Annotated in this window: 10 protein-coding genes and 1 riboswitch; of the genes, 2 read left to right on the top strand and 8 right to left on the bottom strand. The window is 46.3% G+C overall.

All coding sequences use genetic code 11. From position 1 onward, the window contains the following. On the bottom strand, positions 1-555 hold a 555-nt coding region (locus AC4MRN_RS15635), incomplete at its 3' end, for a TonB-dependent receptor plug domain-containing protein (RefSeq protein WP_491203795.1). 56 nt (positions 556-611) lie between these two features. Next, a riboswitch (TPP riboswitch) is annotated at positions 612-712 on the bottom strand. Positions 713-1,117: 405 nt separating this feature from the next. Here AC4MRN_RS15635 and AC4MRN_RS15630 point away from each other — a divergent pair. After that, complete coding sequence (locus AC4MRN_RS15630) at positions 1,118-2,896, top strand: helix-turn-helix domain-containing protein (protein ID WP_491203794.1); 1,779 nt, start codon at positions 1,118-1,120, stop codon at positions 2,894-2,896. A 49-nt stretch (positions 2,897-2,945) separates the two neighbouring features. On the opposite strand, the gene AC4MRN_RS15625 is transcribed toward AC4MRN_RS15630, so the two are convergent. After that, positions 2,946-3,362 (bottom strand): acyl-CoA thioesterase, encoded by a 417-nt coding sequence (locus tag AC4MRN_RS15625; RefSeq protein WP_073318912.1) that lies wholly within the window; start codon positions 3,360-3,362, stop codon positions 2,946-2,948. A 193-nt stretch (positions 3,363-3,555) separates the two neighbouring features. Here AC4MRN_RS15625 and AC4MRN_RS15620 point away from each other — a divergent pair, with 193 nt between their 5' ends. Next, on the top strand, positions 3,556-5,733 hold the full coding sequence (locus AC4MRN_RS15620) for a GNAT family N-acetyltransferase (RefSeq protein WP_491203793.1): 2,178 nt from the start codon (positions 3,556-3,558) through the stop codon (positions 5,731-5,733). Between the two features lie 37 nt (positions 5,734-5,770). Here AC4MRN_RS15620 and AC4MRN_RS15615 read toward each other — a convergent pair whose 3' ends face one another. From AC4MRN_RS15615 to AC4MRN_RS15590, 6 genes are read right to left on the bottom strand one after another with little or no spacing between them, the layout of a single operon-like run. Further along, a complete protein-coding gene (locus tag AC4MRN_RS15615; protein ID WP_370242701.1) occupies positions 5,771-7,036 on the bottom strand; it encodes a tetratricopeptide repeat protein in 1,266 nt (421 codons plus the stop codon). Positions 7,037-7,041: 5 nt separating this feature from the next. Then, positions 7,042-7,653, bottom strand: a complete 612-nt coding sequence (locus AC4MRN_RS15610; protein WP_073318918.1) for an energy transducer TonB — start codon at positions 7,651-7,653, stop codon at positions 7,042-7,044. 1 nt (position 7,654) lies between these two features. Next, positions 7,655-8,053 (bottom strand): ExbD/TolR family protein, encoded by a 399-nt coding sequence (locus AC4MRN_RS15605; RefSeq protein WP_073318921.1) that lies wholly within the window; start codon positions 8,051-8,053, stop codon positions 7,655-7,657. Between the two features lie 11 nt (positions 8,054-8,064). Beyond that, a complete protein-coding gene (locus tag AC4MRN_RS15600) occupies positions 8,065-8,589 on the bottom strand; it encodes a MotA/TolQ/ExbB proton channel family protein (protein ID WP_073318924.1) in 525 nt (174 codons plus the stop codon). Between the two features lies 1 nt (position 8,590). Continuing rightward, positions 8,591-9,952 (bottom strand): MotA/TolQ/ExbB proton channel family protein, encoded by a 1,362-nt coding sequence (locus tag AC4MRN_RS15595; protein ID WP_073318926.1) that lies wholly within the window; start codon positions 9,950-9,952, stop codon positions 8,591-8,593. A gap of 6 nt (positions 9,953-9,958) precedes the next feature. Then, positions 9,959-10,723, bottom strand: a complete 765-nt coding sequence (locus tag AC4MRN_RS15590) for a DUF3450 domain-containing protein (protein ID WP_073318928.1) — start codon at positions 10,721-10,723, stop codon at positions 9,959-9,961. Positions 10,724-11,462: the final 739 nt, after the last annotated feature.

Raw genomic sequence — 11,462 nt, 5'->3', positions numbered from 1 at the left:
GCTCACCGCGACACTGTTAGCCAGCTCAACGCGATAGCTGTCTTTCGTAGCTACACGTGCGCTTACGAAATTATTGTCAGTGGCATCAGCGTCATTCGACTTTATTAACACCGCGCCGGCCAGAGCGCCAGTACCAAATACCGTGGCTTGTGGCCCTCTGAACACCTCGACTTGTTGGGTGTCAAACAAAATGCCCGAAGCGCCCAGTCCTGAGAAGTCGAAGTCGTCAACCATTAAGGCTACAGACGGATTAATTGGCTCTGCAAACTGTGAACGCTCACCGATACCACGAATTTGAACAAAACGACCACGCGACGCGCCGGCACTAAAATTAACGTTAGGGGCAACACGCAACAAGCCATCCAAGTGGTCGGCCTGACGTGATAATACGCGAGTATCATCGATAACCGACGCACTGGCGCTTATCTGAGACAAGGTTTGCTGGTAAAAATCACCGTATACGGTGACGCGCTCGATATCGGATTCTGGTTCTGCTGCAGCGCTGAATGCAGCGCTTAACAACGACAATGGAAACAGTGTTTTAGAAACTTTCATACAGGATCTCTTGTGCAATAGTGACCAAAAGATCCGGCTTTTACGGCAGGTGAATAGGCTGTTTTGTTAACCATCCCTACGCCGGTATTATCCGGATCAGGTAAAAGGGTTCCCACGTGGTGGATCTCAGCCTCATTCGGCACCCCTTGGTACGCGCTGAACCTAGAAAATAAAGACAGGTATGTCAGCGCGAGGGCAGTCTACCAATACGCACCGTGAATGCAAGTGATTCTGTATTCAGAAAATAAAATGCCCGCCTGTGACGTGGCGGGCATGACGGTTATCGCTGTCCGGACCGGACAGATTCCGGTGGTGACGTCACCGGACATTACCTGCACTAACTACTCGGAGTAACTTCGCGGTTGGCATCGCATACTCACTAGTGCCGGTAACGCAATCCGTACTACTTAAACCGGATTGTGTATGAGTTAACTATAAAGTTGCGGGGAAAATCAGAGTAGGACATTTAATACAAAACTTTAGGACAATTTTGTTCAACTTCCTTCGAAATCTGACAGTTATGTGCAATGATTAGCTCATATAAACGACAAGGAGCTTTCGATTGACCTACACAGGAACGTTTTGGTCCGCTGTATTGCGTGCTTTACTAAGCCTGCGTCGCGACAAACAGCTAAACACCAAGGATGATGAACAGGTTGTTGCTTTGCTACCTCGGGTGGAGTCCAATGAAGTAACGGCGCAACAATTAGCTCAGCTTTGCGATATGTTAGTGGCTGAGAATACCGCGCTCACAGGGCAGTCTTTGCTTGGCTACCTGGATTTCAACAAAATGGGCGCCGTACATTGCTACGCTTCGCTTAGCAAAGATATCCGGTCGGCATTGAGTGCCAGTGAGAACATTACTCAGGCCTGGTTTCAACCCGAAGAAACCCTGCAGTTGTGTACTGATGATAACGTGGCGACACTCGTATTGAAGCATACACTTCCGGTTTCACTCGTCCCCTTTCAGATTGCTTTCTTTCTCCTGCTGTTCAGACATTTAGCCGGGCGCGATTTCGAATTTACCGCGATCGACGTACCAACAAATGACAACCTGGCGTTGCTGACACCCATCAGCCGGGCGCCAATATCGGTAACAGAACAGCAAACCGAATTGCGGTTGTCTTTCAACGCAGACTGGCTGGACAGGCAGTCTTTTTTCCATAGTCCTAATCTGCAGCAGGTACTGGCCCGAAACTTTCAGCAATATGCACACCAGGATAGCGAAAACTCACTGCTGGTCACCCTGTTAAAAGCCTTCGATACCTATCACCAACCAGCCCGGATCCGCGCCGAGGGCATTGCAGAAAAACTCAATATGAATATGTCGACGTTCAGGCGCACCCTGCGCAACGACGATATTTCATTTAGTGCGGTGCTGAAGGGATATATTCACGAGAAAAGCGTGCACTACTTGTTGAGCGGAAAAAAAGTCGATGACGTCACAGACTTGCTGGGCTTTTCTGACAGACGGGCATTTGACCGCAGCTTTAAGGAGTTTACTGGTGTTAGTCCGGGGCAACTGCGTCAGATAGGCAGTCGCCTGCGTTTTCAACGGGGTAACCAGGCCTTGCTGGAGGTGTCAGATAACCTGCCGCCGTTGCCGGAGACGATTAATCAGATCATCCAGTTACCCGAGGAACAACAGACTGTGGGTAAACTTGTGGCGCTTATTGCGTCCGACCCGGTGTTCCAGGCACATATTATGGGCAAAGCCAGTCGCGCCGTTTACGGAACCACGCCGGTGTCACTGCAACAGGCTATCGGTCGCAACCTCGGGGTCAGTCAGGTGCGTCATCTGGCGGTATTATTCGCAGCACAACAATTCCTGACCGTTCAGAGCGTACATCCGGACGTGGCCAAGCTGATTGATGCAATGTTATTGAGCCATACGCTGTTTCAGGCACTATTCGCCAACGAATACAGTGAGGCCCAGAACGACATCCTGAATCAGGTGGTGATGTTTGGCCCCTTATCGTTACTGCTTATTTTTCACGCTGAACACATTTCCAGTGAGACGCTCTATGTACAGTGGAGCCAATCAGCCAGCTTTGAAGCGTTTGTGCAGCAGCTCGACGCAGAATTTAATGTGTGTTTGTACGGCGCCTCTTCACTGCTATTGATTAACTGGGGCATTACCAGTGAAGTGAATCAAATGCTGTGGCAGTTATGTCGTGGGGGAGAGTCGCTGATGCAGCAGCGCATCTTGCTTTGTCATCAAATGGCGTTTAACAGTTTGTTTTTCGATAGTGACGTCAGCACGCTGTCAGATATCAGTCAGGAACAAGGATTGAGTGCCGCTCAGCTTTCTGCGATGCAATCCGTGTTGGAAAAGTGGTAGTTTTACAGGCTGGCGGCTAACGCTGTTGCCGCCAGACTAGTACTCAACGCTACACATCAATATTGAGTTTGCCAATCTCTTCGGCCGTCTGCTGCTCCAATACTTCCATGGTCTTTCCGTGCGGCACAGGCAAGCGGGTTTCAGGATCTACTTTTACAAACACAATATCATCTGCCAGACAGATTGTTTTCTTGGTTGCCTTGTTTCGCACCAGGCAGGAAACGCTAATTGAGGTTCTCCCAACGGCTTTCGTCGCCAGTCCGAACTCGACAATGTCACCCTGTAAAGCCGGTGATTCAAATGAAATTTCACCAATGTGTTTTGTTACCAGACAATTGGTTTCCAACTGACAAATGGCATAAATAGCGGCTTCTTCGTCTATCCACTGCAATAAACGACCACCGAATAAAGAAAAGGCATAATTGAGGTCATTCGGCATGACCAGCCTGCGCGTTAAAAATCGCATAGTAATCTCTGTAATTTGTTGCTGTGGCTTTATTTTACCTTATCAGGATGCGCAAGCCCATGTGTCTTCGCAGTTGAAAATGATAAACTCAGCCACGACATTTTAATTCCCAGTCTCTGTGATGCTTAGTTGCTCATTCACACAACAATTACTCACAGACGCTGACAACTCGGTAGCGATAACGGCCAGTAACATGAGCGGTGTAGACTCACAACAAATATCAGATTGGTTACTTGCCAGAAAACAGCGTTGCTGTCACCGGCAGCTCGTTGTTATTAGCGGTAGCCCGGCATTTTGTAAACAGCAGCTGTTACCGTTTGTTAGCCATTTCAGCACTGAGTCGGTTCTTGCATTGGGGCATTCACAGGTTAGCGTCCCGGGCGCCCTGCCCCTCAAGCAAGCTACACAACTACTCGGACAATCCTGCAAACTGGGCATATACGATGCTTTCGAGGCATTCAGACCCAGCGCCCTATTGTCGTTAGCAGGGACAGTAGCAGATAACGGGATACTGTTACTTTGCGTCCCTCCAACTGCTGAGTGGTCTTACTACACTGAGCACACAACTAACCATTATTTGAGCTATGGTCAAACGTGCGAAAACAGCATATTCAGAGCTTATATGGCCCAGTTATTTTGTTCCCGACAAGACATTGCTCTGATAGAGGCCGGTGGAATATGCCGACTTCCCAGTCCACAGCCCGTAGCACAAAATCCAAGTCTGCTCGCCCCTGCCCCGTTTGCTTCATTAGACCAGCAACAGGCGTTCGAACAGCTTAGTCACGTCAGTGAATCCGGTATGTGTGTTTTAACCGCCGACAGAGGGCGCGGAAAGTCGACGTTATTAGGTATATTAGCGGCTCACTGGTTAAAATTCGGTAAATCAGTGATCATTTGTAGCCGTTTCCCTGACTCAGTAAACGCCATATTTAAGGGAGTCAGACACATCGCCCCCGATATACCCGAAACGTCAGCCCGACAAATACAACAAGGTAAACATTGCATTCGCTGGCTGCCTGTTGATCACCCTGAACTGTATAAAGACGCTGAAGCGGTTCTGATCATTGATGAAGCAGCCAATTTGCCTATTCCCACATTACAATCTCTTTGTCTTCACTTTAAGCGCGTTGTACTAAGCACAACAATGCGCGGTTATGAAGGTACCGGCAGAGGCTTTCTAACGCGCTTTATTCCCTGGCTTAAACAACAATTTCAAACGTATGAGCGTGTATCGCTTTCAATGCCATGCAGATGGGCGCCTGATGATCCTGTTGAAGAGACGTTATACCAGGCTCTGCAATTGGATGATGAACCTTCGCAAGGTGACTCAGTGGCTCTCCCAACATCAAAAAAAGGGAAAGATACCGAAGAGGTTCGGTACACCTTTCTGTCTGCTGAATCGCCAGAGTCGTTTAACAAAGTGCTGTCTTTACTAATGACCGCTCACTATCAAACGACGGTAGACGAATTAATCAGACTCTGTGATTCACCAGAAAACTATACGCTGATTGCAAGGCATCAGGATGACGTCATTGGAGTCATCAATATTCAAATAGAAGGCGGTACAATTCTGCAATCAGTGGCCAACGACATCGCTAGCGGAAAACGGCGGGTCAATGGCCATTTATCGGCTCAGGCGCTTAGCTTGTATCTCGCCGACCCTGCAATGGCAACTCAACGCTATTGCCGGATTAATCGAATTGCCGTGTCTGAAGCCTATCGCCGTAAAGGCATTGCAACTAACCTTATACATGCTCTGATACATTGGCTGAACGAACAGTCGATAGACGCGCTTACGACCTCCTTCGGCGCCACCGAATCGCTGATGAGATTTTGGCAATCATGTGGCTTTGAAGCGGTGAAAGCCGGCTTGAAACGCGATGCCTCAAGTGCCGAATACAGTTTGTTAATGTGGAAACCCATCACAGCAAAATCACGTGATAAACGCAATCTGGTTGCACAGCGTTTTTACCAGGAACTCTCTGTTCACCCTACCCCCGAGCTTTTCAACGCAGTGATAAAACAAGACGGGGCTTCGGAGACTTGCTTAGCGGCAGAGAATGACGATTTTGTAACCTGCAATTCTGACATTCTGAAACAAGTAATAAATGGGCACCGACAAATTCAACATGCAAGAGGCAGTGTGGTTTGGTTATTGGCACGTTGTAACGCGACAGCATCAGATATGAATAATAAGATGACTCACTCTTTAGACGTACTTAACAATTTTGTAGCTTGTTTTGACGACTTGTTTCCGTTTATTAAGCAATATGGCTTAACCGGTAAAAAACAGGCTTATGAATTTGCAACTGGACAGCTAACGCCATTAGTGTCACATGGCAAATATGGTTTAATGAAACATGTTGCGTAAGCAGGTAATAAAAAAGCGCCCTGAGGCGCTTTTTTGATTAGATATTGATGCCGCGATTCTTCGCTTTTTGCTTAATGTAAGGTTCCCATGCATTCGCGTTACGACGCATAGATGAATCCTTCTTCGCTTCCTTCACGTGCTCGTAGGCTTGTTTAAAATTGCCTGCGTAGAAGTTAGCTTCCATCAAACTGAAGTGTACTTTACCTGCGTCTTCAGTACCACGTGCTAGGGCGTTGTTTAACGCTTTAATTGCACCTTTGTAGTCTTCAGCAACCAGTAATAATACGCCTTGCTTACGATAGAATTCAGGGTCAGAAGACAGTTCAGCAGCTTGCTCGTAATACTTTGCTGCTTCCTTGTATTCCATTGCCTGGTGATAGCTGTTCGCAATCGCCGCAAGGTTATCTGCGGTTTTCTCAACTACGCCTTTATTTACATTTTCAGCCAGTACTTCAGCTGATTTGAAAGGCATGTTGTTGGTAGAGTATAACTGCGACAACATCTTGATCAGGTTTGGCTTAGTCAGAAAACCGTTGTTGTAGGCAATTTCCAAAGTTGACAGAGACTTTTTAAAATCTTCTACCATCAAATAGAATTGGCCTAACTGAACCCACCATTTACCTTCTTCAGGGAACGTGTTTACGATATCTTCTGCAACCTTAACCGTTTCAGGATACATCTTACGCTCATAGTAAGATGACAGTTTCAGAACATAAGGGTTCTTATTCGGCTTCTCGTACAACGCAATGGCTTTGTCAGCAGGAGCGATAAGCTTATCGAACTGCTTAAGCTCGTAATATGCGTTTGCCATACGTGTATAAACTTCTGGATCTTCCTTACAGGTAAAATCCAACCACGCCTGATAATACTTAACCGCATCGGTGTACTTCTTCTCCTGAAGGCTCAAATCAGCAATCAGCTTTAACGTTTGAGCATGTTCAAGATCATTCAGTACTTTGGGGTTAACAGAAGACGCCAGATAACCAAGAGCTTTCGGCCCTTGCCCATCTTTAGTCGCCAACATGTTACCCAATAAGCGATTTACATAAGCTTTGTCGAAGTCTTCTGACGCATCGATGTCCATTAACTGGGCAATCGCTTCATCAACTAGATCTTCGCCATACGCTTCATACGCTTTCTGTACTTTCTTACCGACGCGTTCGCCAACCAGATTAGTTGTACCCTTTTCATAGCCCGGACACACAACTGGCGGATTAGACTGCGCCAGAACAGGTGCTGATACAGCAGCACCCAGTGTGAAAGCAACGGCTACAAGTGACTTTTTGAACATTGCTGATTTCATCATCATTATTGCTCCAGTTTAAAGTCAAGTTGTACGAACATGTTAGGTTGTTTTACAGGTTTGCCGTCAACGATCTTAGGCTTGTATTTCCACTTTGCCAAAGCACGACGTGCTTCGCGGTCGAAAATACGTTTTGGGTCAGCATCCATTACTTCAATATCGCCCACTGAACCGTCTTCGTTGATTGTAAACTGTAGTTTAACCCAGCCTTCTTTACCATCGCGTGCAGCTTGCGGAGGATATTTAGGATCGATACGTACAATTGGTGTAGCGTCACCATCGCTTTGCATCGCGCCAACACCACCAATGTTTACACCAACACCGCCGGTGTCAACATTTGGGATATCCAAACTAAATCCATCCGCATCCGGCTCCGCATCTTCCGGCTCTACTGGCTCCATTTTAGGAGGCTGTTGAGGCGGCGGCGGTGGAGGGGGTGGAACACGAGTACGCGTCTGCACATCCTCATCCGGAGCTTGCATCACAATATCAATTACCGGCGCAGGTGGTACTTCGTCTGCCGGGCGAGCGGAGTTTTCAATCAACTTCGCCATTACCACAAACAGTCCGAATGCAACCGCTGCACCTACTAAAATAGAAGCAATCAATCGTCCCATGTTAATTCCTCGCTGCTACCGCAATACGGTCAATGCCTGCAGCTTTAACCTGGTCCATAACTTTCACCACTACACCGTGCTTTGCTTTTATATCAGCTTGAATAAAAACATAGTCCGTTGGCTGTTCAGTTAGCAGACGCTCTAAATTTGCCCTTACGCTGTCTAGCGCAACCTCACGTTTATCCAACCACACATCTCCATCTTCTGTAATAGCAATGAAGACGTTGGCATTTTTGTGTAGGAACGCTTGGCTCGCATCGGGCTTGTTAACTTCAATACCGGCTTCTTTTACGAAAACCGTTGTCACGATAAAGAAGATAAGCATGATGAACACGATGTCCAACATGGGCGTCATGTCAACCTGAGCATCTTCTTCTTCGGTTCTGACTTTTCGAGCCATAATCTCTCTCTCTACTCAAACGGCAGGCTATCGACTAGCTTTTCCCGCGCGATCTTAACTTTGGCCTCTATACGCGTACTGATAAACAGACCTGAGAGCGCTGCTACCATTCCAGCCATAGTTGGAATAGTTGCCATCGAGATACCGCCCGCCATAAGACGTGCGTTACTCGTGCCCTGCGTTGCCATTGTTTCGAATACGTTGATCATACCGGTAACCGTACCAAGCAGACCGATAAGCGGACACATGGCAACTAACGTACGTATAATCAGCATTCTGGCATTCAGTTCATCAGATGCTTCAGAGATCCACGCTTCACGGATTCTATGCGCATACCAAGACTTGGTATCTGACCGTGCTTTCCAATTATGAATAATTTGATTTCTCATTTTTGGAAACACTGCTGTCACAAACCAGTAGCGCTCAATCATTAATACCCACATGAGAAAGAGCGCGGCAGCAACGAAGTAAAGTACGTCACCGCCGGTAGCGATAAAGTCCCTGACCGATTCCCATAATCCAATCAGGTAAACCATATTATGCTTTCTCCGACTCTGCGTGAGCAGCAATGATACCCGCAGTCTGCTCGTCCAGGATGTGAACGATTGACTTGCTCTTAGAAGCAACAATGCTGTGCGTTAAGATCAACGGCAGTGCTGCAATAATACCTTGAGCGGTAGTTACAAGTGCCATTGAGATACTTCCTGCCATCATACGTGGGTCACCAGTACCGAACAGTGTGATAGTTTGGAAGGTTGCAATCATACCAAGTACTGTACCTAACAGACCCAGTAACGGTGCAATTGCAGAGAAGATTTTAATGATGTTGATACCCGCTTCGATACGTGGCAGTTCTTTCAGAATTGCTTCGTCCAGTTTCAACTCGATGTTTTCAGCGTCAGTGCCTTTGTTCTCAGCATACACTTTCAGGATGCGGCCAAGAGGGTTAGATTCTGAAGGTGAACCTGGGTTTTTAAGCTGTGAACGGATTTTGCCACCAACCAGAGTCAGAGTGATCAATTTATACAGACCAATCAACAGACCCAAGATCAACATACCAGTGATAACGTAACCTACTACACCACCAGCGTGATAACGCTCAGACATAGTCGCTTTTTGCTTCAACAGGCCCAGGATTTGGCCTTGTGAAGGGTCAGCATAGAAAGGAACGATACCTGAAGTAGCATTACGCAGCGCTTCAGCAGAAGCAACTAAGTGGCTGTCAGGCTGACGACCAAGTGGTTGGATTACTTTGTTTTCGCTGTCGTAAGTCAGGTAACCTTCGTCACCAATCAGGTTGAATGTACCAACACGAACAACTTCTTGTGTGTTTGTACCACCGTCAAGGTCGATTACGTCCGCAGAGAATCGAACAACCTGACCCTGTTCAGTCATTTCAGTTTGCAGAGAGAACCACAGTTCTTCCAGCTCGTTGATGTTAGGCAGACCTTTTGATTCTTCTGACATGCGAGCCAGGAATTCATCACGACCTGGGTATTGTGCGCTAACGATTGAAGTAGCAATACGACCAAACGCTTCAGAAGACGCCTGACGTACAACACCGAACATCTCACCCAGCGTACCTGTAGCTTGATCTAATTCAGCAGCTTTCTCGTTTAACGTTACTTCGTTATCAGAGAATTGTTTCTGCAGACGATCACCGCGTGCTTGCTCTGCTTTCAGGTCAGCTTCAGCTTTGCGCAGCAGTGCTTGCTTGTCAGCACGTGCTGATGTGAATTCAGCTTCACGTTGTGCATTGATTTTTTGCTCAGATGCACGAGAAGCCTTAACAGAATTTAACAGGTCTTCTAAAGATGCAGGCTCCTGAGCCTGAACTGCTGTAGAAGACATAACCGCGACTGTAGCTGCGGCAATTAGAGATTTAAATACTGGTTTCATTAACGCTTACTCCGCCGCTTTGATAGGAAGTTTAATCAACTCAGGTGGGGTCAGACCTTTCGCCATTTTCACAGCGTCGTTTACTGAACCAAGATATTCATCACCCAAAGTTTCCCATGAACGCGTGTCATTGTTCCAAACCCAAGCGTGTTTTTGGTCCAAAGACAGCGCTAGCATTGCCGCACGGCCTAAGTTAAAGAAATCAACAGTTACCTGAGTACCTGCGTTATCAAGTGTACCTTGATAAGACGCGATACGAGTACCGTATTCAGTTTCGATAAGGTATGCATCAAGTACCTGACGGAACTGCTCAGAAACAGTTACGTTAGAGTTAGCCATCAGATCGCGAAGTCTCTCGATACGCGCTTGACGCTCAGCCAGACGAATAGGAACGTCGAGCTCTACAAATTTTTCCAGGCTATCGATCATACGGAACATCAGAGGAACGATACCTTTCTTGGTATCTTCGATGCTGTCGATTTGGCTCTGTAAAGAATCAATACCACGCTGCTGGTCAGCAACCAGGCTTGCAAGGTAATCGTTATAAATTTTCAGGTTTTCCGTTTCGTCAACAACCGCACGGTATTCAACCAACAACTCCTGTGACTGTTCGAAAAGTGAGTTGATTTTTTCCTGAGATTTCGCTGCAGCCGCATGCATCTTTGCTTCTTCTTTATGAAGATCGCTCAGAGTAGTTGCAGAGACGAATGCGCTACCAGTCAGTGCGAATGCACCCATCACAGTAGAAGCAATAAGAGTTCTCTTGCTCATTTTGGACATAGTTCCCAACCAATTTCTTATTTGAATCCTTGCGTTTGTAATAAAAGTACTGTCACGCAAGGGGCGTATAAATTTCTATATTTAGGAAGGTAGTATTAGCCGTCGAGACGGTAGTACTACGAACTTCTTATAGTCACACGAGATTGTGGAAAGAGTCAAGTAACAAGCTCTTTACACAAGCCCAATGACAGGTTAATTGCTCAGTGAATATACAAACAGATTGTTTTATTGTGTATAGTCAGTCATGAAATTGTAAATAAATTACATAACCTTAACAATACAAGTCATTCTCAGTTACTGAATCATCGGACCAGACACTTGTGCAATCGAAGCGGAATGACTTTCCTTTTCACTATCGCACTGTAAAAAGTATGAAAAACAGACTTTCACCGAACCATATTTGCACAGCACAGAGTTTTATAGGATGCATTCTGTCTTTAATTTAATTGAATACAACGCAGATTCTATAAAATATCTAAGGGAGAGTTAATTCACGAAAATATGACCACAGTCATAAAATAGCGACAAAAGATACACGGTTGTTCGGGTGTTGCTGAACACGTTACATTTTTCACTTAACGAACTTCACCTATGTCATGCGTATGTTATTGATCAATACTCTCGTTTTCTAGTTAACCTATTTATAATTAACTACATAGAAGTGTATGGCCGTGGATAGATGAGGCTTATACCGGTTCATCACAATTTTGTAATATTACCCAGATGTTTC

It is taken from the genome of Marisediminitalea sp. (assembly GCF_984433645.1).
This window is presented reverse-complemented; position numbering and strand designations above follow the sequence as displayed.